Annotated in this window: 23 protein-coding genes and 1 pseudogene; 7 read left to right on the top strand and 17 right to left on the bottom strand. The window is 67.3% G+C overall.

Annotated features, from left to right (window positions below; translation table 11 throughout):
- The first annotated feature begins 2 nt into the window (after positions 1 to 2).
- A complete protein-coding gene (locus tag ACWW36_RS18310; protein ID WP_456137401.1) occupies positions 3 to 644 on the top strand; it encodes a sensor domain-containing protein in 642 nt (213 codons plus the stop codon).
- Here ACWW36_RS18310 and mnmA read toward each other — a convergent pair.
- From mnmA to ACWW36_RS18280, 6 genes and pseudogenes are all read right to left on the bottom strand, one after another.
- Complete coding sequence (gene mnmA / locus ACWW36_RS18305; protein WP_456137400.1) at positions 641 to 1,708, bottom strand: tRNA 2-thiouridine(34) synthase MnmA; 1,068 nt, start codon at positions 1,706 to 1,708, stop codon at positions 641 to 643. The two genes, ACWW36_RS18310 and mnmA, sit on opposite strands and share 4 nt — an antisense overlap.
- Positions 1,705 to 2,904, bottom strand: coding sequence for a cysteine desulfurase family protein (locus tag ACWW36_RS18300; RefSeq protein WP_456137399.1), 1,200 nt, complete (start codon positions 2,902 to 2,904; stop codon positions 1,705 to 1,707). The genes mnmA and ACWW36_RS18300 overlap by 4 nt, the downstream gene beginning before the upstream one ends.
- Before the next feature lie 47 nt (positions 2,905 to 2,951).
- A pseudogene (locus ACWW36_RS18295) lies at positions 2,952 to 3,781 on the bottom strand (lysophospholipid acyltransferase family protein).
- Entirely contained in the window at positions 3,778 to 4,614 is an 837-nt protein-coding gene (locus ACWW36_RS18290) for a GNAT family N-acetyltransferase (protein ID WP_456137398.1), read from the bottom strand. The pseudogene ACWW36_RS18295 and the gene ACWW36_RS18290 overlap by 4 nt, the downstream one beginning before the upstream one ends.
- A 287-nt stretch (positions 4,615 to 4,901) precedes the next feature.
- Positions 4,902 to 5,858, bottom strand: coding sequence for an electron transfer flavoprotein subunit alpha/FixB family protein (locus ACWW36_RS18285; protein WP_456137397.1), 957 nt, complete (start codon positions 5,856 to 5,858; stop codon positions 4,902 to 4,904).
- 55 nt (positions 5,859 to 5,913) lie between these two features.
- Complete coding sequence (locus ACWW36_RS18280; RefSeq protein ID WP_456137396.1) at positions 5,914 to 6,714, bottom strand: electron transfer flavoprotein subunit beta/FixA family protein; 801 nt, start codon at positions 6,712 to 6,714, stop codon at positions 5,914 to 5,916.
- A 195-nt stretch (positions 6,715 to 6,909) separates the two neighbouring features.
- Between ACWW36_RS18280 and ACWW36_RS18275 the strand changes: the two genes are divergently transcribed.
- Genes ACWW36_RS18275 through ACWW36_RS18265 form a run of 3 tightly spaced genes read left to right on the top strand, consistent with a single transcriptional unit; the run spans position 6,910 to position 10,453 of the window.
- The gene (locus ACWW36_RS18275; RefSeq protein ID WP_456137395.1) at positions 6,910 to 7,695 is read left to right on the top strand and encodes a class I SAM-dependent methyltransferase; all 786 of its coding nucleotides are present in this window, start codon (positions 6,910 to 6,912) and stop codon (positions 7,693 to 7,695) included.
- A complete protein-coding gene (locus ACWW36_RS18270; protein WP_456137394.1) occupies positions 7,692 to 9,215 on the top strand; it encodes a 1,4-alpha-glucan branching protein domain-containing protein in 1,524 nt (507 codons plus the stop codon). Before ACWW36_RS18275 ends, ACWW36_RS18270 begins: the two co-directional genes overlap by 4 nt.
- Positions 9,212 to 10,453, top strand: a complete 1,242-nt coding sequence (locus ACWW36_RS18265; RefSeq protein WP_456137393.1) for a glycosyltransferase family 4 protein — start codon at positions 9,212 to 9,214, stop codon at positions 10,451 to 10,453. The genes ACWW36_RS18270 and ACWW36_RS18265 overlap by 4 nt, the downstream gene beginning before the upstream one ends.
- A gap of 22 nt (positions 10,454 to 10,475) precedes the next feature.
- On the opposite strand, the gene ACWW36_RS18260 is transcribed toward ACWW36_RS18265, so the two are convergent.
- Positions 10,476 to 10,859 (bottom strand): hypothetical protein, encoded by a 384-nt coding sequence (locus tag ACWW36_RS18260; protein ID WP_456137392.1) that lies wholly within the window; start codon positions 10,857 to 10,859, stop codon positions 10,476 to 10,478.
- 132 nt (positions 10,860 to 10,991) lie between these two features.
- On the opposite strand from ACWW36_RS18260, the gene ACWW36_RS18255 reads away from it, so the two are divergent.
- Positions 10,992 to 12,377, top strand: coding sequence for an MFS transporter (locus ACWW36_RS18255; RefSeq protein ID WP_456137391.1), 1,386 nt, complete (start codon positions 10,992 to 10,994; stop codon positions 12,375 to 12,377).
- On the top strand, positions 12,370 to 13,134 hold the full coding sequence (locus ACWW36_RS18250; protein ID WP_456137390.1) for an ArsR/SmtB family transcription factor: 765 nt from the start codon (positions 12,370 to 12,372) through the stop codon (positions 13,132 to 13,134). The genes ACWW36_RS18255 and ACWW36_RS18250 overlap by 8 nt, the downstream gene beginning before the upstream one ends.
- Positions 13,135 to 13,140: 6 nt before the next feature.
- On the opposite strand, the gene ACWW36_RS18245 is transcribed toward ACWW36_RS18250, so the two are convergent.
- Positions 13,141 to 13,428, bottom strand: coding sequence for a DUF4190 domain-containing protein (locus ACWW36_RS18245; RefSeq protein ID WP_456137389.1), 288 nt, complete (start codon positions 13,426 to 13,428; stop codon positions 13,141 to 13,143).
- Between the two features lie 84 nt (positions 13,429 to 13,512).
- Positions 13,513 to 14,250 carry an acyltransferase gene (locus ACWW36_RS18240; RefSeq protein WP_456137388.1) on the bottom strand — a complete coding sequence of 246 codons (738 nt, stop codon included), beginning with the start codon at positions 14,248 to 14,250 and terminating at the stop codon, positions 13,513 to 13,515.
- 92 nt (positions 14,251 to 14,342) lie between these two features.
- On the opposite strand from ACWW36_RS18240, the gene ACWW36_RS18235 reads away from it, so the two are divergent.
- The gene (locus ACWW36_RS18235) at positions 14,343 to 15,626 is read left to right on the top strand and encodes an outer membrane protein assembly factor BamB family protein (RefSeq protein ID WP_456137387.1); all 1,284 of its coding nucleotides are present in this window, start codon (positions 14,343 to 14,345) and stop codon (positions 15,624 to 15,626) included.
- Positions 15,627 to 15,629: 3 nt separating this feature from the next.
- Here ACWW36_RS18235 and ACWW36_RS18230 read toward each other — a convergent pair whose 3' ends face one another.
- The 8 genes from ACWW36_RS18230 to ACWW36_RS18195 all read right to left on the bottom strand — a co-directional run bounded on the left by ACWW36_RS18230 (position 15,630) and on the right by ACWW36_RS18195 (position 21,666).
- Positions 15,630 to 16,322: an esterase gene (locus tag ACWW36_RS18230; protein ID WP_456137386.1), complete on the bottom strand. Its 693-nt coding sequence runs from the start codon at positions 16,320 to 16,322 to the stop codon at positions 15,630 to 15,632.
- A gap of 68 nt (positions 16,323 to 16,390) precedes the next feature.
- Positions 16,391 to 17,593 (bottom strand): THUMP-like domain-containing protein, encoded by a 1,203-nt coding sequence (locus ACWW36_RS18225; protein WP_456142542.1) that lies wholly within the window; start codon positions 17,591 to 17,593, stop codon positions 16,391 to 16,393.
- Positions 17,551 to 18,519 carry a class I SAM-dependent methyltransferase gene (locus ACWW36_RS18220; protein WP_456137385.1) on the bottom strand — a complete coding sequence of 323 codons (969 nt, stop codon included), beginning with the start codon at positions 18,517 to 18,519 and terminating at the stop codon, positions 17,551 to 17,553. The genes ACWW36_RS18225 and ACWW36_RS18220 overlap by 43 nt, the downstream gene beginning before the upstream one ends.
- An 11-nt stretch (positions 18,520 to 18,530) precedes the next feature.
- A complete protein-coding gene (locus ACWW36_RS18215) occupies positions 18,531 to 19,181 on the bottom strand; it encodes an enoyl-CoA hydratase (RefSeq protein ID WP_456137384.1) in 651 nt (216 codons plus the stop codon).
- Positions 19,178 to 19,993, bottom strand: a complete 816-nt coding sequence (locus tag ACWW36_RS18210; RefSeq protein WP_456137383.1) for an NUDIX hydrolase — start codon at positions 19,991 to 19,993, stop codon at positions 19,178 to 19,180. The genes ACWW36_RS18215 and ACWW36_RS18210 overlap by 4 nt, the downstream gene beginning before the upstream one ends.
- Complete coding sequence (locus tag ACWW36_RS18205) at positions 19,990 to 20,832, bottom strand: ABC transporter ATP-binding protein (RefSeq protein WP_456137382.1); 843 nt, start codon at positions 20,830 to 20,832, stop codon at positions 19,990 to 19,992. The genes ACWW36_RS18210 and ACWW36_RS18205 overlap by 4 nt, the downstream gene beginning before the upstream one ends.
- Complete coding sequence (gene yczE / locus ACWW36_RS18200; RefSeq protein WP_456137381.1) at positions 20,790 to 21,521, bottom strand: membrane protein YczE; 732 nt, start codon at positions 21,519 to 21,521, stop codon at positions 20,790 to 20,792. Before yczE ends, ACWW36_RS18205 begins: the two co-directional genes overlap by 43 nt.
- Positions 21,514 to 21,666 carry a hypothetical protein gene (locus tag ACWW36_RS18195; protein WP_456137380.1) on the bottom strand — a complete coding sequence of 51 codons (153 nt, stop codon included), beginning with the start codon at positions 21,664 to 21,666 and terminating at the stop codon, positions 21,514 to 21,516. The genes yczE and ACWW36_RS18195 overlap by 8 nt, the downstream gene beginning before the upstream one ends.
- Between the last annotated feature and the right edge of the window lie 2 nt (positions 21,667 to 21,668).

The raw sequence follows: 21,668 nt of genomic DNA, 5'->3' as shown, positions 1-21,668 counted from the left end.
TCATGCGCACAGCGGCTGGGCCGTTCTGGGCCTGGTGCGCGGCGGTCATTGTGGCGGGTTGCACGCACACCGTCAGCGGCCACGCGACGCGGTCCGCTCCCGGTATCGATGACGACTCCCTGTCCCCGATAGACGTGGAGACGGTGATGCTCGATCAGTCGCAGATGCGCGCGATCACCGGCGCCGGCGACGACCTCACCATCATCCCGAGCATGGATGCGAAGGTGCCCGTCGACATCGACCAGCTCGCGAAAACCACTCCACCGCAATGCCAATGGTTCTTCGAGGAGACCCGCACATTCGGAGCTCAGGTCGAAGAATTCCACAAGACCACGTTTCAGGATCCACCCCGCGGCGCGCAGATCTCCGAGGGCGTTGCCGGGTATCGCGATTCGGCAACGGCCCAAGGCGCGTTCAGCGATCTCGTCCATTTGGTGGACGGCTGCGCGTCGACGACATTCGGGCCGATGTTCGTCGGTGAGTGGACGGCGACGGCCGATTCGTTGCAGACGCGGGCGGACAACGGATGCGGGCGGGATTACCGGGTGAAGAACGTCGTGCTCGTCGAAGTGACGTCGTGCCAGTTCCCCGGTTCGGTGCCCGACATCGTGATGACGAACATCCTGGCCAAGGTGCCCGACTAGCGCCGGATCGTCGCGCTGGCGATGACCTCGTCGCCGTCGGGATCCGGGCGGTATAGCACCATCGTCTGGCCCGGCGCCACGCCGCGCAGCGGTGCACGCAGCTCGACCACCAGGCGTCCGTCGCGCAGTTCGGCGACACCGTCGGCGATGCCGCCGTGCGCGCGCACCTGCACGGAGCACTCCACCGGACCCGCCGGCGCAACACCCGAGGTGAACACCGGCTTATCGCCGGCGAGCTTCCGCACGTCCAGATCGGCCGCGTCACCGACGTGAACCGTTGCGGTGTCGGCGTCGATACCCGTCACATATCGCGGTCGTCCGTCGGGGCCCGGGCCGGCGATGCCGAGCCCCTTGCGCTGTCCGATCGTAAAGCCGTGCACGCCTTCGTGTTCGGCGATCACCGTGCCGCCGGCGTCGACGACCGCGCCGCGCCTCACGCCGATGCGGGCACCGAGGAATGCACGGGTATCACCCGAGGGAATGAAGCAGATGTCGTGGCTGTCGGGCTTTTCGGCGACGGCCAGGCCACGACGGGCCGCTTCCTCGCGGATCTGCGGCTTGGGCGTATCGCCGATCGGGAACACCGCGTGGCGCAGCTGTTCGGCGGTCAAGACGCCCAGCACGTAGGACTGGTCCTTGTCACGGTCGACGGCGCGGCGCAGCCGGCCATCGGAAAGCCTCGCGTAGTGACCGGTCGCGACGGCGTCGAATCCGAGCGCCAGCGCGCGAGCCGCCAACGCCGAGAACTTGATTCGTTCGTTGCACCGCACGCAGGGGTTCGGCGTCTCGCCGCGTTCGTAGGACGCGACGAAATCGTCGATCACGTCCTCTTTGAAGCGATCGGCGAAATCCCATACGTAGAAGGGGATGTCCAGCACATCGGCCACCCGACGGGCATCACCGGCGTCTTCTTTCGAGCAGCACCCCCGCGAGCCGGTGCGCAGCGTGCCGGGCGCCGACGACAACGCCAGGTGCACACCGACGACGTCGTGGCCTGCGTCGACCATTCTGGCGGCGGCGACCGACGAGTCGACACCGCCGCTCATCGCGACGAGCACCCTCACTGTTCGGCCGCTCCTGCACTAGCGAGCGCGGCCTGGCGTGCCCGGTCGACAGCGGCAGGCAGGACCGCCAATGCCGCCTCGACGTCGGCGTCGGTGCTGGTGTGGCCCAGCGAGAGCCGCAGCGAGCCGCGGGCACTGGCCGGATCGGCACCCATTGCGATCAGGACGTGTGACGGCTGAGCCACGCCGGCGGTGCACGCCGAGCCCGTCGAGCACTCGATCCCTTTGGCATCCAACAACATCAACAGCGAGTCACCCTCGCAGCCGCGGAACGTGAAGTGCGCGTTGCCGGGCAACCGCCCGGCGCCGGTGGCGCCATTGAGGTATGCGTCGTCGATGGTGGACAGCACGCCGTCGACCAGCTTGTCGCGCAACGCCTGCACCCGGGCGCTCGTGGTTTCCAAGCCTTCCACGGCCACTCGGGCCGCCGCCGCCATCGCGACCGCGCCCGCGACGTCGGGTGTGCCCGAACGGACATCGCGTTCCTGTCCACCGCCGTGCAGCAACGGCACACAGGCGGCGTCGCGACGCAGCACCAGCGCACCAACACCTGTCGGGCCGCCGAACTTGTGCGCAGCGACGCTCATGGCGGAGAGTCCGCTCGCGGCGAAGTCGACCGGTATCTGGCCGATCGCCTGAATCGCGTCGCTGTGCATCGGAACCTCGAATTCCGCTGCGATAGCGGCCAATTCGTGGATCGGCATGATGGTGCCGACCTCGTTGTTGGCCCACATGATCGAAACCAATGCGACATCGTCGTGGTCCTGCAATGCTTCTCGCAGCGCCGCCGGTGCGACCGCGCCGTCCTCCCCCACCGGCAGCCAGGTCACCTCGGCGCCTTCGTGGTCGGCAAGCCACTGGACAGCATCGAGCACCGCGTGGTGCTCGACAGGCGTGGTGACGATTCGACGGCGACGTGGTTCAGCGTCGCGCCTGGCCCAGTAGATGCCCTTGACCGCGAGGTTGTCGCTCTCGGTGCCGCCGGCGGTGAAGATCACTTCCGACGGCCGTGCGCCCAGCAGATGGGCCAGCGTCTCGCGGGCCTCCTCCATCCGGCGGCGTGCGACTCGGCCCGTGCCGTGCAGCGACGAGGCGTTGCCGACGGTCGCCAGCACGGCCGTCATCGCCTGGATGGCAGCAGGGTGCATCGGGGTCGTGGCGGCGTGATCGAGGTACACCGAATCGGAGGTGCTCATGACCTGTCCAGGATAACCGCCGGGCCCGGACCGCCCTGATCTCGAGGTCAGGCCACGAGTGCGTGACCGTGCGCACGCCGCGATGTGTCACCGCGGACCGCGGCCTCGCAGCGTGCCGCGAGGTCACGTCGGTCATCCCCCGGTAATTGCAGCGATTCGACCCGCACGTGCACGATCGTGCGCCGCGCCGTGACCAGTCGGCTGATCGACGCGAACAGCGTGTCGTCGCCGATGTAGGCGGGGATCGTTGAGGGGCTGCCGTCGCGGTGGTGGTAGGTCAGCCGCAATGGCTGCACCGGCCTGGCGGCGTCGACCGCGGCCTGGAACATCGCGGGCCGGAACGGCCCGTACGCCAGCCCGCACCACGTCGTGCCCTCCGGGAAGGCGACCACGGTCTGGCCCGCACGCAGCCGTTCGGCGACCGCGCTCACCACGTCGGGCAGCCGGCGGAGACTGGCCCGGTCGATCGGGATGACCTTCATCAGCCGGGCCACCATTCCCAAACCAATCCACTCGACGAGATCGGCGCGGGCGACGAACCTGCCCGGCATGACGGCACCGATTGCGAAGATGTCCACCCATGACACGTGTCCGCTGACCACCAGGACACCGCGCAGGTTGCGAATAGGCCCGCCGGACACCGTGATTCGCACACCGAGCGCACGCAGCATCAGCCGGCAGTAGCCGCGCTGGATGTGCGAGCGCCCTGGTGTCGGGACGGCCAGCAGCGGCACAGCTGACAGCAGCAGCGCCGCGAATGTGGCCCGTATTGCGACGCGCAGCGCCACGATCACGGGCTTGCCCGCTGCGGCGGCCCCGGCGCGCATGAGCTCGCGTCGCACGACGCCCGCGGCAGCCAGGAGTGCTCGACCGTCATGATGAGATCCCGTCGGCCATCGCGGCGGCCGCCCCCACCGACCGCAGCCTGCGCAGGTAGCGGATGTCGGCCCGGCGCTTGTCGAGCAGGGCCGGGAAGTCACCGACCCCGAAGTCGGGGTCGTGGGCCGGTTCTCCACACACTTGCGCGCCAAGCCGCAGATAGCCCCGCATCAGCGGCGGGACGCCGATGCGGCCCGGCGGTTCGATGTGGTCGAGGCCTCGCCCGTCGATCGTCACCGGCCGGTACGGCCGAACTGTGTACCGCTCGGGGGCGGCGTGGCGGCGGCGCACGAAGTCGCGGACGCCGCGAATCTGGCTGCCGGGCGCCTGCCCGGCCGGGCCTTCGACGGGTACCGATATGCAGCCGGCGACGTAGTCGTAGCCGCAGCGGTCGAGGTAGGCCAGGATGCCCGCCCACATCAGCAGCACGACGCCGCCGTTGCGGTGATCCTCGTGCACGACGGCGCGGCCCATCTCGACCAGCGACGGCCGCAGTGGGTCGAGCCCACGAACATCGAATTCCGTTGCGGTGTAAAGACCTCCGGCGGCGATGGCGCCCGGCGGAGGCAACATGCGGTAGCAGCCGACGATTTCGCCGGAGTTGTCCTCACGGACGAGGAGGTGATCGCAGTGCTCGTCGAAACGGTCGACGTCCCTGCCGTCGGCCGCACCGGCCAACGCGAATCCCGGCTCGGAGGTGAACACATCGTGGCGAAGGCGCTGAGCGGCATCGATGAGCGCGGGGTCGGTGGACAGCAGCAGGGTGTAGCGGGGTGTATCCGTTGATGACGTCGGCGGATCGGCGGCGATGAGTACAGAAGCAGTGCTCATGGCTGCACGGTCGCCCAGCCGCATCTCGGGATGGCATCGCGGCGGTGACGTGTCCGTGAGCGATAGGTGACGAATTGAGGCGTCCAGCTGGCGAAGGCGGGGTCCGGATAGCCGATCGCGCATGCACACGACAGCACCCACAGGTCTCCTGCGCCACCTTCACGTGGCGAGAAGACGTCGAGCGCTCACCCTTGTACGACTTTTGGGCCCGAAACCGTACAAGGCTGTGCGCTCGCGAAAAACCAAACGCCCCCGGTCTCTAGGACTGGGGGCGTTTGCGCGAGAAATTAACCCTTGCGGGCCTTGACCGCCTCGGTCAGCTGCGGAGTCACCTTGAACAGGTCACCGACGATGCCGAGGTCGGCGATCTCGAAGATCGGCGCCTCTTCGTCCTTGTTCACCGCGATGATCGTCTTGGACGTCTGCATGCCCGCCCGGTGCTGGATCGCCCCGGAGATGCCCAGCGCGATGTAGAGCTGCGGCGACACGGTCTTGCCCGTCTGGCCCACCTGGAACTGGCCCGGGTAGTAGCCGGAGTCGACCGCGGCACGCGACGCACCGACGGCCGCACCCAGCGAGTCGGCCAATTCCTCGACCACGCTGAAGTTTTCGGCGCTGCCGACGCCGCGGCCGCCGGAGACGACGACGGTGGCCTCGGTCAGTTCCGGACGATCGCCTGCCACGGCGGGCTCACGCTTGGTGATCTTCGTCGCATTCTCGGCCTGCGCCGGAACCTCGACGTTGACGACCTCGCCTGCGCCTGCGGCGGGCTCGGCCTCGACGGCACCCGGGCGCACGGTGATGACCGGGGTGTCGCCCGTGGCCTCGGCTTCGACGGTGAACGCGCCACCGAAGATGGAGTGGATGCCCTTGGCACCCTCCTTGACCTCGACCACGTCGGTGAGCAGGCCGGAGCCGATGCGCGCCGCGAGCCGACCCGCGATCTCCTTGCCGTCGGCGCTGGCGGCCAGCAGCACGCCCGCGGGCGTGGCCGACTCAACCAGCGAGGCCAGCACGTCCACATACGGGGTGATCAGATAGTTCTCCGCGTCGTCGGACTCGGCGACGTAGATCTTGGCGGCGCCGGCCTCTTTCAGCCCGTCGGTCAGCGACGCTGCCGTGCCCGGCTTGCCCACCACGACAGCGGAGGGCTCGCCCAGCTTGCGGGCGGCGGTGATCAGTTCGGCGGTGATTTTCTTCAGCGCGCCTTCGGAGTGCTCAACGAGCACAAGTACTTCAGCCATGTGTCTTCTATGTCTTTCGGTGTCTTACAAGCTTGGGTTCAGTCGGAATGATCTGCTAGATCAACTTTTGAGCAACCAGGTACTCGGCGATCTTGGTGCCGCCATCGCCCTCGTCTGTGACCTTCTCGCCGGCCGTCTTCGGCGGCTTCGGCGTCGAGGACAGCACCTTCGAGCCGGCGTTCGCGACGCCGACCTCGTCGGCCTCGACACCGATCTCGGCCAGCGTCAGCGTCGTCACTTCCTTCTTCTTCGCGGCCATGATGCCTTTGAAAGATGGGAAGCGGGGCTCGTTGATCTTCTCGTTGACGCTGACGACCGCTGGCAGCGGCGCCTCGACGGTGAAGACACCGTCGTCGGTCTCGCGCTCACCGGTGACCTTGCCGCCCTCGACGGATACCTTCCGCAGGTGGGTCAGCTGGGGCAGGCCCAGGTACTCCGCGATGATCGCCGGTACCGCGCCGCCGACGCCGTCGGTGGCCTCGTTACCCGCGATGACGAGTTCGGTGCCCTCGATGGTGCCCAGCGCGCGGGCCAGCGCCCAGCCCGTCTGGACCATGTCCGAGCCGTGCATGCCGTCGTCGAGCAGGTGCACCGCCTTGTCGGCGCCCATCGACAGCGCCTTGCGGATGGCCTCGGTCGCACGCTCGGGGCCGGCTGTGAGCACTGTCACAGTGCTTTCCGCGCCGTTGGCGGCTTCCTTCTCCTTGATCAGGAGTGCCTCTTCGACGGCGCGCTCGTTGATCTCGTCGAGCACGGCGTCGGCGGCCTCACGGTCGAGAGTGAAATCGCCATCGGTCAGCTTTCGCTCCGACCACGTGTCTGGGACCTGTTTGATCAGGACCACGATGTTCGTCATGACTTGAGTTCGTCCTCCTCGGAGAGGCCGGCAGCCGGCCTGCAATACCACGTTTCAAGCAAGTACCACCATGTTACTCGCGGGTAACTTGTGGTGGTTCGCAGGATCACCATAGCTGGTCGAAGTTTGTGTTCTAGCAGCCCGTAGCACCTGAACCGTTCGCCATCGGGCCGATCCGCGTTAGCCTGCCTTGCAATGAGCGCCTCATTCGTTACCAACGATCCGCTTGGGGACGACGCACTACCCCTCACCGGGGAGCGCACGATTCCCGGGCTCGCGGAGGAGAACTACTGGTTCCGCCGCCACGAGGTCGTCTATGAACGGCTGGCCGACCGCTGTGCGGGGCGCGATGTGCTCGAGGCGGGCTGCGGCGAGGGCTACGGGGCTGACCTGATCGCCGGGGTAGCCCGCCGCGTGATCGGCTTGGACTACGACGAATCCGCGGTGGCTCACGTCCGGGCCCGCTACCCGAGGGTGGAGATGCTGCACGGCAACCTCGCCGAGCTGCCGCTGCCCGGCGGGTCTGTCGACGTGGTGGTCAACTTCCAGGTGATCGAACACCTGTGGGATCAAGGCCAATTCGTGGGCGAGTGCCTCCGCGTGCTGCGACCCGGCGGTGTGTTGTTGATGTCCACCCCCAATCGGATCACCTTCTCCCCCGGCCGCGACACCCCGATCAACCCGTTTCACACGCGTGAGCTCAACGCCGTCGAGCTCACCGAGCTTCTGACGTCGCAGGGTTTCGGGATCGAAGGCGTCTACGGCGTTTTCCACGGTTCGCGGCTGGCCGAGCTCGACGAGCGGCACGGTGGCTCGATCATCGACGCCCAGATCACCCGGGCCCTGGCGGATGCACCGTGGCCCGCCGACCTGCTCGCCGACGTGGCGTCCGTGACCACCGATGACTTCGATCTTCTCGACGCGACCCAACGCGACATCGATGAGAGCCTGGACCTGGTCGCAATTGCGGTGCGGCCGTGACTAATTCGGAGCCGACGCCAGGCCTGTTCACGCTCGTTCTGCACACCCACCTGCCCTGGTTGGCCCATCACGGTCGCTGGCCGGTCGGCGAGGAATGGCTCTATCAGTCATGGTCGGCGTCCTATCTGCCGTTGATGCGGGTGTTGCGGAAACTGTCCGACGAGGGCCGTCATCATTTGTTGACGCTCGGCATGACACCGGTTGTCACCGCACAGCTCGACGACCCGTACTGCCTGACGGGCATGCATCACTGGTTGGCCAACTGGCAGTTGCGCGCGTTGGAGGCGACGACGCTGAGCGAGCCGTTGCGCGAGTTCGGGATTCGTGAACGAGCGGAAGCGGAAAGAGCGCTCGACGAGTTCTCCACGCTGTGGGCGCACGGCGGCAGCCCGCTACTTCGTGAACTGATCGACGTGGGCACGATCGAGTTGCTCGGCGGTCCGCTGGCGCATCCGTTCCAGCCGCTGCTGAATCCGAGATTGCGGGAGTTCGCGCTGCGGGAGGGTTTGGCCGACGCGAAGCAGCGATTCGCGCACACACCGGCAGGCATCTGGGCGCCGGAGTGTGCGTACGCGCCGGGCATGGAAATCGACTATGCCGCAGCGGGTGTCGGACACTTCATGGTTGACGGTCCCTCACTGCACGGCGACACCGCTTTAGGGAGGCCTGTCGCCTCGTCTGACGTCGTCGCGTTCGGCAGGGATCTGCAGGTGAGTTACCGGGTGTGGTCACCGAAGTCGGGCTACCCCGGTCACGCCGCCTACCGCGACTTCCACACCTACGACCACGTCACCGGGCTGAAGCCGGCCCGCGTCACCGGCCGCAATGTGCCGTCGGACGCCAAGGCGCCCTATGACCCTGAGCGGGCCGACCGGGCGGTCGACGTCCACGTCGCCGATTTCGTTGACGTGGTGCGGCAGCGACTCATCGGTGAATCCGAACGGATCGGTAGGCCCGCCCACGTCGTGGCCGCGTTCGACACCGAACTGTTCGGGCACTGGTGGTACGAGGGGCCGGTGTGGCTGGAGCGGGTATTGCGCGCGCTGCCGGAAGCGGGCGTGCGTGTCGGCACGCTGTCGGACGCAGTCGCGGACGGTTTCGTCGGCCCGGCTGTCCAATTACCGCCCAGCTCTTGGGGTTCCGGCAAGGATTGGCAGGTGTGGGCCGGCGAAAAGGTGTCCGATCTCGTCCACCTGAACACCGAAGTGGTCGACACCGCGTTGACCACGGTCGACAAGGCCCTTGGCGAGACGGACAGGCCGCCGGCCCGGAATTTCGTCGCCGACCAGATCCTTCGCGAGACGCTGCTGACGGTGTCCAGCGACTGGCCGTTCATGGTCAGCAAGGACTCCGCCGCCGACTACGCGCGTTATCGCGCACACCTGCACGCGCACGCCACCCGCGAGATCGCTGACGCAATGGCGTCGGGCCGTCGCGACCACGCGCAGCGATTGGCCGACGGCTGGAACCGCGCCGACGGCTTGTTCGGCGCGCTCGATGCGAGACGACTGCCGCGATGAAAGTCCTCATGGTGTCGTGGGAGTACCCGCCGGTCGTCGTCGGTGGGCTCGGCCGGCACGTGTACAACCTCGCGACGGCGCTGGCGGCGGCGGGTCATGAGGTCGTCGTCCTCAGCCGTCGACCCACCGGCACCGACCCCAGCACGCACCCGTCGAGCGATGAAATCGCCGAGGGCGTACGGGTAGTCGCCGCCGCACAGGACCCACACGAATTCGACTTCGGCTCCGACATGATGGCCTGGACGCTGGCGATGGGCCATTCGATGGTCCGTGCCGGGCTCTCCATCAAGAGCCGACGTAGCCGTCCATGGCGTCCGGATGTCGTGCATGCCCACGACTGGCTGGTCGCCCACCCCGCCATCGCGCTGGCCGAATATTTCGACGTGCCACTGGTTTCCACCATCCACGCCACCGAGGCGGGGCGGCATTCGGGCTGGGTGTCGGGCCCGATCAGCCGCCAGGTCCATGCCGTCGAGTCGTGGCTTGTGCACGAATCCGATTCGCTCATCACGTGTTCGGCCTCGATGAGCGACGAGATCACCGAGCTGTTCGGCCCGGGCTTGGTCGAGACTCGGGTCATTCGCAACGGAATCGACGCCGCACTATGGCCTTTCGCACCGCGTAAGCCCCGAAGTGGCCCGGCGCAGCTGCTGTACCTCGGTCGCCTCGAATACGAAAAGGGCATTCACGACGCGATCGCGGCGCTGCCCCGCATCAGGCGGAGCCACCCCGGCACCACGCTGACCATCGCCGGCACAGGCACCCAACAACACTGGCTCGTGGAGCAGGCCCGAAAACACAAGGTGCTCAAGGCCGTAACGTTCGTCGGCCATCTCGACCACGAAGCGCTCGTCCGGCTGCTGCACACCGCAGACGCCGCGGTGCTGCCCAGCCATTACGAACCGTTCGGCATCGTCGCGCTGGAGGCCGCAGCGACAGGCATACCGCTGGTCACCTCAAACGTCGGCGGCCTCGGCGAAGCCGTCATCAACGGGCAGACCGGTATGTCCTATGCGCCTCGCGACGTCGCGGGGCTGGCCGCGGCTGTCCGGACAGTGCTCGATGACCCGGATGCGGCCCAGCAGAGGGCGATTGCGGCCCGTGAACGTCTCACATCGGATTTCGACTGGCACACCGTCGCCGACGAAACCGCGCAGGTGTACCTGGCCGCCAAGCGCCGGGAACGCGAACCGCACCGGCGGCGCATCATCGTCGAGCAGGCCCTGCCAGACCGCTGACCGTCACAACGGAAGTCGTTGTCTAACCACCGTGTGGCGCGTGCCCATGCTTGTTCGTTTGTGGTCCGGTGATTGCCGGTGCCATCGGATCCGTGGTTGTCGAATCCGTTGCCGACGTCGCCGTCACACTCGGAGGCGCTTGCGGGCCTTTGACGCAGGCCACGTCGTACTGAGACTTCTCGCTGTAGTTCAGTCCGCCGGTGCCGACGCCTTCGTTGAATGGGGCCCCTGGTGACGAAGCGGTGCGGCCCGGGGTGGTGCCTCCCGCGGCTACTGAGTCCTCGCAGGACTGGCTTGGCGGTCCAGTGCCGCTGGGGTTTCCGCCTCCGGCGTATGCCGGCGCCGCTGCCGCGCCGGTGACGATGATGCCGGCCAGAGCGCTTGCCGCGAGGATCTTGTGCATCATGATCACATTCCGTTCCGGTGCGCGCCTTTACGCACCTAATACTTTGGACACGGCGAAGCGCGGGGGTACGTTCGCATACCCGGCGCAATAGTTCGATCGGTGTCGAATCGTTTCGGACCTACCGTCGGGAATATGGACACGAAACGGTTCACCCTCGATACGACGTTGACCCTGATCGCGGCCTACCTCGGACTTTTCGTCGGCCTGATCGACGCGAATGCGATCAACCTCGCCTTACCGGCAATTCGCAACGACCTCGGCGGTGGGATCTCCGGCGCGCAGTGGACGATTGATGCCTACAACATCACATTCGCCGCCATGCTGCTGACGTCCGGATCGCTCGGCGATCGATTCGGCAGGCGCACGCTGTTGCGCATCGGCCTGCTGACATTCGTCGCCGCGTCGCTGGTCTGCGCGGCCGCTACCTCGCTGCCGATGCTGCTCGCCGCGAGGGCGGTCCAGGGCGTCGGCGCCGCGTTGATGCTTCCCCAGGGCCTGGCGATCACCGCGGCGGCGTTCCCGAACCCGATCGAGCGCGGCAGGGCCACCGCGGCGTGGGCGATGGCCGCCGCGATGAGCACCGCGATCGGCCCGATCCTCGGCGGCGTGCTCACCGATAGCCTCGGCTGGCGTTACATCTTCTGGCTGAACGCGCCCGTCGGCGTCGTCGCTCTGCTGATGACGTATCGCTACCTGCCCGAATCCCGCGACCCCGACGCCGCCCGCATAGACATACCCGGCCAGACGCTCGCGATGATCGGCCTCGGCGCGCTCACCATCGCGCTGGTCGAGGGCCGGACTCTCGCGCCGATCTGGGTGGTGTTCCTGGCGGCCGCCGCTGTCTGCGCCCTCGCCGCGTTCGCGTGGTGTCAGCGGCGCGGCACACATCCGATGTTGCCGCTGGACCTGTTCCGTAGCCGGCAACTTGTAGCGGCACTCGTCGCGACGTTCACGATGACCTTCGGCATCTACGGCCTTCTCTTGGTGAATAGCTTTGCGTTCCAACAACAACGCGGCGCCAGTGCGCTAGCAACCGCGCTGTGGTTCCTGCCCATGCCGTTGACGTATCTGGTGCTGATCCCGGCTGTCAACGCCCTCGCCCACCGGACTGGCCCACGCCCGCCGATGACCGCCGGACTGGTCCTGATGGCGGCAGGCATGGCGTTGTACGCGGCGGCCGGGCCGCAGGCCGACGTGTGGCTGCTCGAGCTTTCGTTCGTGCTGGCCGGCGCCGGCCTCGCGCTCAACACCGGACCGGCCGTCGGGCTGGCGATGTCGTCGGTGCCCCTGCAACGCGCGGGCCTGGCGTCCGGTGTGGTGAATCTTGCCCGCCTAGTGGGTATCACTGTCGGAGTCGCGGTGCTGGGCAGTGCATTCGGCGTGATCGGCGGTGTCACCGGAGTGCGTGTCGCGATGGTGATCGGCGGAACGGTTCAGTTGATCGGCGCCCTGGCCGCCTTCACGTGGGCGAGAGCCGAGGCCCCGGCACCCGCAGAGGAGGAGGTCTGTCATGCGTGACGCGGCATTACTGCCCACGGGTGGCGACGTCGACATCGCCGCGCTGGCGTCGCTGCTCGCCGACCCCGCTCGGTGCAAGGTGCTCCTCGCACTCGACGACGGGCGGGCACTACCGGCAAGCGTCCTGGCCGACGAGGCCGGCGTCAGCAGGCCGACCGCGAGCAGCCACCTCGGCAAGTTGACCGACGCAGGGCTGTTGGCTGTGGAATCCCATGGCCGCCATCGCTATTACCGGCTCGCCGGTCCCGAGGTCGGCGAGCTGCTCGAGCAGTTGGGCCGCCTTGCGCCGTTGCGGCAGGTGCGTTCACTGCGGGAAGGCACTCGTGCGGCGCGACTGCGCTCGGCCCGAACCTGCTACGACCACGTCGCGGGCCGGCTCGGTGTCCGGATCATGGGCAGCCTGCTGGATCGGGACGCGTTGGTCGGCGGCGACGGCCGCTACGACGCGGCCCGCGACGCGCATGACGCGTTGAGCAGCCCGGGTAACGACGTCCCCTACGAGCTGACTGACCACGGCCGCGAATTCCTTACCGAAGTTGGTGTCGAAATACCCACGGGCAGAAGGCCACTCGTGCGCTACTGCGTGGACTGGACCGAGCAACGCCACCATCTGTCCGGCGGACTTGGCCGTGCGGTCTTCGATCGGTTCCTGTCCGCAGGCTGGGTGAAACGAGTACCACGCGGACGGGCACTGACGGTCACCGACGACGGACGCACAGCGTTGGCCGATGCGTTCGGCATCGAGTGGACGGACTAGCGACGCCTACTGAGCGCCGAGCGCAACGAGGACAGCGGCCGTGCCCACGACACCGACGATCGCGGCGACTTGCAGATAGCCGATGATGAGGGCGGCGGTCGCCAGCCCCTGCCCGCCTTCTCCAGTCCGCTTGATCTGTCCGCGCGCCACGTGGCCGAAGACGATTCCGAGCGGGAAGAACACAAACACGAGGATCAAGGCTGCGATCGCCATTCCGTTGGTCGCCGGCACCAAGACATACGTCGCTGGCGGCGCCCCCGGTGGCGGCCAGCCGGACGAATTCGGATACGCCAAGGTCGTTCCCTTCGGAAGTTCTGCGTGCTCGTGCAGTACTACGAGCCGCAGCCCGGCGCGGTTCAGGTCCCTTGGCAGCGGGGATTAGTGCGATGCCTTTTTGCGCTCGATATCAGCCAGCGCCGCGGCCAGTTCGGCGCGTTGAGCGGCCGACGTCTCCCACGCCAGCTGGCGGTTCTTCACAACCTTCGCAGGCGCGCCGACCGCGATCGAAAAGTCCGGGATGTCGCCCTTCACCACCGCGTGCGATCCCAGAACGCACCCACGGCCGACGGTGGTGTTGCGCAGGATCGTGACCTTGGTGGCGATCCACGTATCGGGTCCGATCCGCACTGGCCCCTTGACGATGCCCTGATCCTTGATCGGCATGTTGATGTCGTCCATGCGGTGATCGAAGTCGCACAGGTAGACCCAGTCCGCCATCAGGACCGAGTCACCCAACTCGATGTCGAGGTAGGTGTTGATGACGTTGTCGCGGCCGAGAACCACCTTGTCGCCGAACCGCAGCGAGCCCTCGTGGCAGCGGATCGTGTTCTTGTCGCCGATGTGGACCCAGCGACCGATCTCCATCGTGGACAGCTCGGGGGTGGCCTGGATCTCCACGCCTTTGCCGAGAAACACCATGCCGCGCGTGATGATGTGCGGGTTGGCGAGCTTGAACTTCAGCAGCCGCCAGTAGCGCACGAGGTACCACGGTGTATAGGCGCGATTGGCGATCACCCACTTCAGCGACGCCAGGGTGAGGAACTTTGCTTGTCGCGGGTCGCGCAACCGCGAACCACGCCAGCGCTTGTGCAACGGCGCACCCCACATGGTCGTCATGGCCGGAAAGCCTACGCGAGCCCCGGTATGTCGAGCGGTTACCCTCACGTGGGCCGTGGAAGACATGGCCGGGAAGATCTGGAAAGGGTGCAGTGTTCCGGCGATTGGTCGTGATGGCGGCAACAGGGCTGCTCACGGGTGTGCTGGCCGGATGCGGGAACACCGATACCTGGGTCGAAGCGCATGCGGCGTCGGGCTGGGCCGCGCAGTACGGCGACGCCGCCAACAGCAGTTCCTCGCCCGTCGCCGGCGCGCAGACGTTGCGCCTGGACTGGCGGCGGTCGGTGAAGGGCGAATTGGCCGCCCAGGTGTCGCTCGGCTCCGGCAGCTATCTTGCCGTCAACGCGCAAACCCCCGGCGGCTGCTCGCTGATGGTGTGGGAAACCGACAACCACGCGCGCCAACGGTGGTGCACCCGGCTGGTGCAGGGTGGCGGACTGTCCAGTCCCCTTTTCGATGGGTTCGACAATGTCTACGTCGGCCAGCCAGGTGCCATGCTGTCGTTCCCGCCAACACAGTGGATCCGGTGGCGCCAGCCAGTGATCGGAATGCCCACCACGCCAAGGGTTCTCGCGCCTGGACAGCTGCTGGTGGTGACACATCTCGGTCAGGTGCTCGTGTTCGACGCCCACAAAGGCGTCGTCGTCGGCTCTCCGCTCGATCTGGTCAGCGGCGTCAACCCGACCGATTCCACCCGCGGCCTTGGCGACTGCCAGCCGGTCCGTGCCGGCTGCCCGGTCGCGGCGGCACCGGCATTCTCGTCTGCGACCGGAATCGTGGTGCTCGGCCTGTGGGAACCGAACGCGGCGGCGCCCATCCTCGTCGGGCTGCGCTACCGTCCCGGCCAAACACCGCTTCTCACGCAGGAATGGACCAGCGACGCGGTCGGCGGTGGACCGCTGGCCAGCCCCGTGCTGTCGTCCGACGGGAAAACGGCCTACGTCAACGGTCACGACCAGCGCCTATGGGCGATCAACACCGCCGACGGCAAACCCAAATGGTCTGTCCCACTGAACTATCTCGCCCAAACGCCGCCGTCGGTGGCGCCCAACGGCATGATCGTCGCGGGCGGCGGCCCGGGCGCCAAGCTCGTCGGGGTCCGCGATACCGGTGACAAAGGCGACGTGGTCTGGACCCGCGACGACGCCATCCCCCTGTCGACGTCGAGCCTGGCCGGCGACATCGGCTACACGATCGTCAAGGACGGCGACAGGGGCCAGGCGTTGCAGGTGTTCAATCCCGCCGACGGTCACGCGGTGAACAGTTATCCGTTGCCCGACGCGACGGGATGGCCGGTCGGCGTGTCGGTCGGCCACGACCGCCGCGTCGTCACCGCCACCAGCGACGGCCAGGTGTACGGCTTCGCGCCGGCGTAACCGCTAGGCCAGCAGCGGCGCGAGCACGGCCCGCGGCACCGGGGCCTGCGTGGCGCCCGCGGCCTCGGCGAACATCTCGCCCTGGCCGAAGAAGAAGATCACCGAGTCGTCCGTCAGGGCGAAGTTCTGGTAGTTCGCCGGGTCGAGGCCGTCTCGCGGCGGTATCGGATCGATCATGCCCTGCTGCTTCTGCAGGTACTTGTTGACCTCGGGAAAGATGACGTCGAGCGGCTTGGTGCCGGGCTTGAACAACGTGCCGAACGTGATCGGAGCGCGTTTGGCGAGGTCCCAGTTGAACGCCTGGTAGAACGTCTGCGGATGGACGCCTCCGACGTTTTGGTACATCTCGAACACCACGCTCTGCGTCCCGCCGGTCGGTGAACCCGAGCGATACCCGGTTCCCTTGGCGTCCAGTTGGTAGGGCAGGTTCCACGAGCCCGGCATTTGCGCGACGTTGATGAATCCGTCGCGGGCCTGCGTGAGATAGCCGGTCAGCCCTGCCTGGTCCGGATAGTCGTTGGGAAAGCTCATGTCCAGCGTGTACGTCGGATTTGCGGCGTGGACGCTGCAGATTCCGTCGGGCCCGACGGCGCCGCCCAGGTCTGCGCATGCCGACTGTGCCGCAGCGGGCGACACCGCGGCCGAGCAGGCCAATACACCGGCCGCGAGCATCGCGGCCACCCTGAGAATGCGCATCGTCGGACGTCCTCGAGAGCCGGCACCGGCTTCGGCACCGGCGCATTACTGACAGGGTACGTGGCGCTTCAGCGGGACGGACGACAAATGAATGCCGTTGCCCGGCTTGCGGCCCCGGACCCGATGCGGGTGATCACGATCGAGATCGGTTGCGATCCGCGTAGCCGCAAACGGGCTCGCAACTCATCCGGGTTGACGTCGACGCCGCGGACCAGGATCTCGGCGGCGCCGACGTCGCGACTCGAAAGCACCTGGCGCAGTCGACGTTCGCTGTAACTCAGTTGCTCGAGTACCTCGAACCCGCGAACGCCGTCGGGGAGGTGATCGCCGGACAGGTAGGCGATATCTGGGTCGAGCTGCCACAGGTCATGCCGGGCGGCGTAGTGGCGGACCAGCCCAGCGCGCACCACCGCGCCGTCGGGGTCGATGATCCACCGGCCTGCTGGCGCGACCGCGCAGTCGTCGGGTTCGGCGTCGGTGATCTGATCGCCGGTGTCCAGCAATGTGGCCCGCCGGCTCACTCCTTCGCCCGCGAGGCTCGCCGACCACAGGCACGCCTCGCGTACGCTACCCGCCAACGACGTCACCTCGATTTCCCCGCTGAATCCCAGGCGGTTCAGTTCACCGAAATCGATTCCGGGAGCGCACTTTACGACGAGATCGCGGCCGCGGTACACATCGAGCAACGCATCGAGCGCCGGCGTGTAGGCCCGCGGGTCGAAGCGGCGTCGACCGCCGCTGCGCCGTGCCGGGTCGACGAGGACGACTGCGTCGCGTGTGACGGGCCGCAGGGCGTCCGCGCGGCACAGGTCCACGTCGGCAACATTGCCGCGGGCCATCGCCAAACGGACGGCGTCGATGTCGCTACCCAGCACATAGGCGGCCGAACTCCGCAGTGCCGCAAGCTCGGTGCCGATCGAACATGTCACGTCGTGCACCACTGAACCCGCCAACCGCTGCGCACGGTGTTCGGCCACTGGCTGGGCGGTGGCCTGCTGTAGCGCCTCGTCGGTGAACAGCCAAGCCGTGGGGTCCGCGAATTTAGCGGCGGCCTTGCGCCGTAACAGCGTCGTCTCCACCAACACGGCGGCGCGGTCACCGAAAACTGTTCGCACAGAGGCGATGTCGCTGACAAGCGAGGTGTCGGTCAGCCGATATGCAGCAACCTCACGCAGCGCCTGCGCGCCCGCGTCGGAACGCAGATAGGCAACGTCGTCGAGGGTGAAATCTACGACGGCTTGACCCCGGTCACCATGACGTTGTAGTACCAGCCCTTGGGCACGACGCGCCGCCAGAGGTTGTCGTCGACCCAGCTCAGCGTCGTCCAGCTGGTGAACGCGAATTTGGCCCAGCCCCAACCCAATCGGCCCGGGGGCATGGCTGCCTCGATGGTGCGCAGCGGCCAGCCCAGCATGGCCGCGGTGAATTCGGTGGTGGCGGTAGATACGTCGACGGCGCCGGCATTGGTGGCCATACGCTCCAGATCCGCGGGATCGAACGTGTGCAGGTCCACGACGGCCTCCAGCGCCGCCGCACGCGACGACTCGTCGAGCTCGGCCTGCGGACGCCGCCAGTCGCCGAGCCCGGGCAGCTTGGTCACGTTGGTGGTGACCCGCCACGTCAACGTCGACAACGTGCGCGCATAGCCGTTGCCGACACTTGTCGGCTCGCCGGCGAACACGAACCGGCCGCCAGGCTTGAGCACCCGCACCACCTCGCGCAGCGATAACTCGACGTCGGGAATGTGATGAAGCACGGCATGCCCGACGACGAGGTCGAAGGTGTTGTCGTCGTACGGAATGCCCTCGGCGTCGGCGACCCGTCCGTCGATCTCGAGGCCCAGATTCTCCCCGTTGCGGGTGGCCACCTTCACCATGCCGGGCGACAGGTCGGTCACCGAGCCGCGCCGAGCCACCCCTGCCTGGATCAGATTGAGCAGGAAGAAACCGCTTCCGCAGCCCAGCTCGAGCGCCCGGTCGTACGGCAGTTCCCGAAGCTCTTCGGGGGGCACGGTCGCGTCGAACAAATCGCGCGCGTAGTCGACGCAGCGCTTGTCGTAGGAGATCGACCACTTGTCGTCGTAGGACTCTGCCTCCCAGTCGTGGTACAGCACCTGGGCGAGCTTGGAGTCGTGGCGGGCCGCCTCGACTTGCTCCGCGGTGGCGTGCGGGTTGGGAGCTGGGTCCGTACTCGTCATAACAGGGCAGCCTAATAGCCGGTAAAGGTCGCTTTGGCGGCAGCCAATACCTGGGGCAGATAGTCGACGAAACGCCGCGCCCAGGCCACCGCGGCGTCATATACGCCGTCCGGGGCCACCATCTCGTCGATCAGGCCCAGCGCCAACGCCTCCTTGGCGTCGATGAAACGCCCGCTGAACACCAGGTCTTTGGCCTTGCTGTCGCCGACCGCCCGGACCAGCCGCCCGGTGCCTCCTTGCGGTACGAGCCCGGCCAGGATCTCCGTCGCGCCGAACTTCACGTTGTCGCCACTGACTCGCCAGTCAGCGGCCAGCGCCAAGGTCAGCCCGCTTCCCAGCGCATAGCCCGTGATGGCCGCGACCGTCGGCTTCGGGATGGCGGCCAGCGCGTCGACGGCCTCGCGACACACCCGCGCGGCCACCTCGGCTTCTTCGGCGTTGAGCGTACGCAACTCCGGAATGTCATCTCCGCCGGAGAAGATCTCGTGGCCTCCGAACACGACCACCGCGAAGATGTCGTCGCGTTCACCGAGATCAGCTGCCGCGGAAACGATCTCGCGGTAGACCTGGCGCGCCAGCGCATTCGTCGGGGGGCGGGACAACAGCATCGTCGCGATGCCCGGCTGTTCGTCGCTGACATGGACGGAGACGAACTCGTTCATCCTTTGTCGACGTAGCCCTGCGGCGCCCGATGATTGCGGGCGGCGTTGTACCGGTCGCTGTTGAAGAACTCGATCTCCCAATTGCCGTTCGTCTCGGCGATGTGCGGCTCAACCGCGACGATCTGACGTTCGACGGCAAGCACCTCGGGCACAGTCCTGCCGGCGAGCGAATCCAGTTGCGTCCACGTCGGCGGCAGCAGGAACGATCGCCCGGCAGCGAAATCGTCGAGTGCCGCCTCGGGCGTGATCCAGTCGGCGCGGTCGGTCTCGGTGTTCTCGCCGTCGGCACGCTGACCTTCCGGCAGCGCCCCCACAAAGAAATAGGTGTCATAACGCCGGGTGCGCTCCTCCTTCGGAGTCACCCAGTTCGCCCACGGCCGCAGCAGATCTGCGCGCAGCACCAGATTTTCACTGCGCAGGAATTCACCGAACGACAGCGATCGATCCTCGAGCGCCCGCCGGTACTCGTGGTAGACCGACGCGTCGCCGACGATGCCGTCGGGGTCATCTGCGGGCCCGGCGAACAGTACACCCGATTCCTCGAAAGTCTCGCGTGCAGCGGCACATACCAGCGCCTCGGCCAAATCCGGCTCGACGCCGAATCTTTCGGCCCACCACGACGGGTCGGGGCCGAACCAGGCGATGTCGGCGTTGCGGTCGCGGTCGTCGACGCCGCCTCCGGGGAACACCATCACTCCGGCGACGAAGTCCATTTCCGAGTGACGCCGCATCAGGAAGATCTTGATGCCGTCGGCGGTGTCGCGGATCAGCATCACGGTCGCCGCCGGCCGCGGGATCAAGGGGTCGGTCATGCTCGCCTCCTGTGCGCAGCCCGAGTGCGTGTGCGACGGGCGAAGTAGCGACCGTCGACGACTTCCAGCGCGATCGACTGACCGAACGCCTTGGACAGATTCTCAGCCGTCAGCACATCGGCAAGCAGGCCGGAGTCGACGGCCTTGCCTTCCGAAAGGATCAGGCAATGGCTGAAACCCCGCGGGATCTCCTCGACATGGTGGGTGACCAGGACCAGCGCGGGTGAGTCCGGGTCGGCGGCCAGGTCCTCCAGCTGCGCCAGGAGCTCCTCGCGACCGCCGAGGTCCAATCCCGCCGCAGGCTCGTCGAGCAGGAGCAGCTCCGGGTCGGTCATCATCGACCGCGCGATCAGCACCCGCTTGCGTTCGCCTTCGGACAAGGTGCCGTAGGTGCGCTCGGCGAGATGCTCGGCACCGACACTTTCCAGCATGTCGATGGCCTGGTTGTAGTCGACGTCCTCGTACGTCTCGCGCCAGCGGCCCATGACCGAGTAGCCGGCGGACACGACCAGGTCGCGCACCACCTCGCCGTCGGGAACCCGCTGCGATAGCGCGGAGCTGCTCAGCCCGACCCTCGCGCGCAGTTCGGACATGTCGACGCGTCCCAGCCGCTCGCCAAGGACATAGGCCGTACCCGACGTCGGATGCTCCATGGCCGCGGCGATGCGCAGTAGCGACGTCTTGCCCGCCCCGTTCGGCCCGATGACGACCCAGCGTTCGTCGAGTTCTACCGACCAGGTGATCGGCCCGACCAGAAGCTGGCGACCACGTCGCAATGTGACCTTGGCGAAGTCGATCAGCAGGTCGGGGTCGGCTGCGTCTTCTCCGGCGACTGGCACTCGACCATCGTAGTGACGCGATTTCGGCGCGCCCCCACGCGCCTCGCGCCGGTTCGCGCGCCCAAATCGCTGGCCTCGGCCACCGACGACCATCCGCTGACCGCCAGCACCCTGTTGGGTGTGATGCGCAGGAACAGCTGTACCAGCGGGCCGATGCCGAACGCATAGAGGACGGTGCCGACGCCGACGGTCCCGCCGAGCAGCCAGCCGACGGCCAGCACAGTGGCCTCTATCGACGTGCGGACCACGCGCACCGACCAGCCGGTGCGGACGACGAGCCCCGTCATCAGGCCGTCGCGCGGGCCGGGGCCAAGGCCCGCACCGACGTAGAGGACCGTGCTGAACGCGTTGAACACCACGGCGCCGACCATCATCGCGATGCGCACGCCAAGTGAGGTCGGTGCCGGCAGCATCCAGAGCGCGGCGTCGACGGTGACAGCGATGACGATGACATTGGCGACCGTCCCGACGCCCGGCCGGTTCCTCAGCGGAATCCAGGCCAGCAGCACCGCCACACCGACCACCGCAGAGGCGACGCCGATGGTCATCGGCGTGTGCATCGTCAGACCTTGATGGAAGACGTCCCACGGATCGAGGCCCAGGCCGGCGCGCACCATCACCGCCATCGAGAAGCCGTATCCGGACAGGCCGATCAGCAGGGCCGCACCTTGTAGTGCGGCTCTACGCATGGTGTGGGAAGCGAATCCGAATCAAGTCCAATTCGCGGCGCACGCGTTCGGCGTCGCGGTCGACGAATTCGGCGGGCAGGGCTTCCACCGGGGCAAGGAGTCTGGCCCATAGCCGGACCAGTCGAGATATCCAGTTCGTGTTCATGA

This window comes from Mycobacterium sp. MMS18-G62 (assembly GCF_053877835.1).
This window is presented reverse-complemented; position numbering and strand designations above follow the sequence as displayed.